Source organism: Clostridium thermobutyricum DSM 4928, assembly GCF_002050515.1.
GTDB classification, from domain to species: Bacteria; Bacillota; Clostridia; order Clostridiales; family Clostridiaceae; genus Clostridium; species Clostridium thermobutyricum.
In genome coordinates this window covers 1-2,296 of record NZ_LTAY01000100.1, presented here as the reverse complement: position 1 = coordinate 2,296, position 2,296 = coordinate 1, and the positions used below count along the sequence as shown (strand labels likewise).

At 23.2% G+C, this 2,296-nt stretch carries 2 protein-coding genes and 1 pseudogene; all 3 read left to right on the top strand.

Features of this window, described 5'->3' with window-relative positions:
- A partial coding sequence (locus CLTHE_RS15045; protein WP_207651213.1) for an alpha-amylase family glycosyl hydrolase occupies nucleotides 1-423 on the top strand: 423 nt, incomplete at its 5' end.
- A 36-nt stretch (nucleotides 424-459) separates the two neighbouring features.
- On the top strand, nucleotides 460-1,164 hold the full coding sequence (treR, locus tag CLTHE_RS15040; RefSeq protein ID WP_040414541.1) for a trehalose operon repressor: 705 nt from the start codon (nucleotides 460-462) through the stop codon (nucleotides 1,162-1,164).
- A gap of 156 nt (nucleotides 1,165-1,320) precedes the next feature.
- Nucleotides 1,321-2,169: pseudogene (locus tag CLTHE_RS17245) on the top strand (RNA-guided endonuclease TnpB family protein); the annotation flags it as partial.
- Nucleotides 2,170-2,296 lie beyond the last annotated feature (127 nt).

Below are 2,296 nucleotides of genomic sequence, written 5' to 3'. Positions count from 1 at the left end.
ATACAATGGGATAATAGTAAAAATTCAGGATTTACAAAAGGGATATCATGGATTGAAATAGGTAAAAATAAAGAAATTAATGTAGAAAATGCACTTAAAGATAAAAATTCTGTATTTTATCATTATAAAAAGCTTATAGAGCTTAGACATAAAGAAAATATAATATCAGAGGGAAGTTTTGAAATAATATTAAAATATAATAAGAAAATTTTTTCATATATTAGAGAATATAAAAATGAAAAATTATTAGTTATAAATAATTTTTATGGAGAAGAATGTAATTTTGAGTTGCCATATGAAAAATTAAATCTTTTAGAGTATAATTCAAAGATACTAATTTCTAATTATGATAATCCAAGTAAAAATTTTGAATTTATAAAATTAAGACCTTATGAAAGTATTGTATATAAACTTGTTAAATAAATATTCCAATGATAAAATATTTCTAAAGTGATGAATATGGAAAGTAAATATTTAAAGATATATAACAAAGTTGTTTCAGAAATAGAAAATGGAATTTTAGAGCCAAATGAAAAATTAGATTCTGAATCTGAAATGATGAATAAATATTCTGTTTCAAGAGATACTGTAAGAAAAGCCTTAACTAAATTAGAGCAAAACGGATATATAATAAAAAAGAAAGGTAAAGGTTCTTTTGTATTAGAAATGGTAAGATTTGATTTTCCATTAGCAGGCGTAGTAAGTTTTAAAGAATTATCTCAAAAAATGAACGGAAAAGTAGAAACTCATCTAGAACTATTTAATATAATAACAGAAGATCATCCCATAAGAAAAAAGTTAAACTGCAGAGATGATATTTGGGAAATATTTAGAGTTAGAGAAATAAATGATGAAAAAATAATATTAGATAAAGATTATTTAAATCGTAGGCTTATACCAAATTTAACAAAAGAAATATGTAAAAATTCTATTTATGAGTATATTGAAAATGTATTAGGACTTAAAATAGCATTTGCCAAAAAAGAAATTACCGTTAGACAAATAACTCAAGAAGATAAAAAACTTTTAGACATTGAAGATTTTAATTGTATAGTATTATGCAAAAGTTATACATATTTAGAAAATGGTGAATTATTTCAATATACTGAATCAAGGCATAGACCAGATAAATTTAAATTTATGGAATTTGCAAGGCGAAGATGAAGTTAACTTAAATTTTATACAAATTTTTTTATAGATATACTGAAACTGTGCAATTAAAAAGTCTAATATAATTTATTATATTAGACTTTTTAATTCTATTTAATATAAGAGTAAAAATATAAAATAAACTCCAAGTATTATTAATACTTAGAGTAATTCTACTCATATGCTTGTAATTGTATTAGGTTTATTTACAATCAAATGTTAGCTAATAGAATAAAAGTTTATGAAAAAAACAATGATATATTAACATCTAAAGAAATGTCTAAACCATACTTAACACCTGCTAAATTCAAAAAAAAATATGAGTGGTTAAAAGAAGTAGATTCGTTAACGTTAGCTAATGCACAATTAAATTTATATACTGCTTATAAAAATTTCTTTAAAGATAAATCTATCGGTTTCCCCAAATTCAAAAAGGAACTATATATATCGAAAATTGGTATATAAAATTACATAAATTAAAGTCTATGATAAGGATAAAACAACATAGATTATTCAAATGTAATATTAAAAGTATTACTGTATCTAAAAATTCTATGGGACAATACTTTGTTTCTATATTAGTTCATATTTAAATATAAAGTTACCTAGAGTAGATAAAAAGATAGTTATGATGTCGTATTAAAAGAGTTTGCAATATACTCTAATAGGTATAGAGTGCCTAACAAAACATCTTAGAAAATCAGAAAAAAGATTAAGAAAATTACAAAAAGATTTATCAAGAAAACAAAAAGGTAGCAATAATAGAAATAAAGCAAGGTTAACTCAGAAGCTAGTTGGCACGAATTTAGAGTTATGTTTGAATATAAAGCAGAATGGTATGGAAGAAATATTATTATTGCTCCTATCGATTATGCAAGTTCTCAATTATGTTTTTGTTGTGATTATAAAAATAAAGAAGTAAAAAATCTAAGTCTTAGAAAATGGACTTGTTCAAACTGTGAAACAGAATATGATAAATATATAAATACAAGTATAAACTTAGAACGTTTGATAGCATAGGTTATTGATTATATTGAGTTTGGGACGATCTTCTAATCTTGGGGAACTTGTTCCATTAGGAATATTGTCTAAGAAACTCCCAATTCTATAAGTAGAGAATAGTTCACTTAATAGCAGTAGTAGGAAT

Coding starts and splice junctions, on each gene's coding strand:
- treR (WP_040414541.1), top strand. CDS start 460: ATGGAAAGTAAATATTTAAAGATATATAACAAAGTTGTTTCAGAAATA.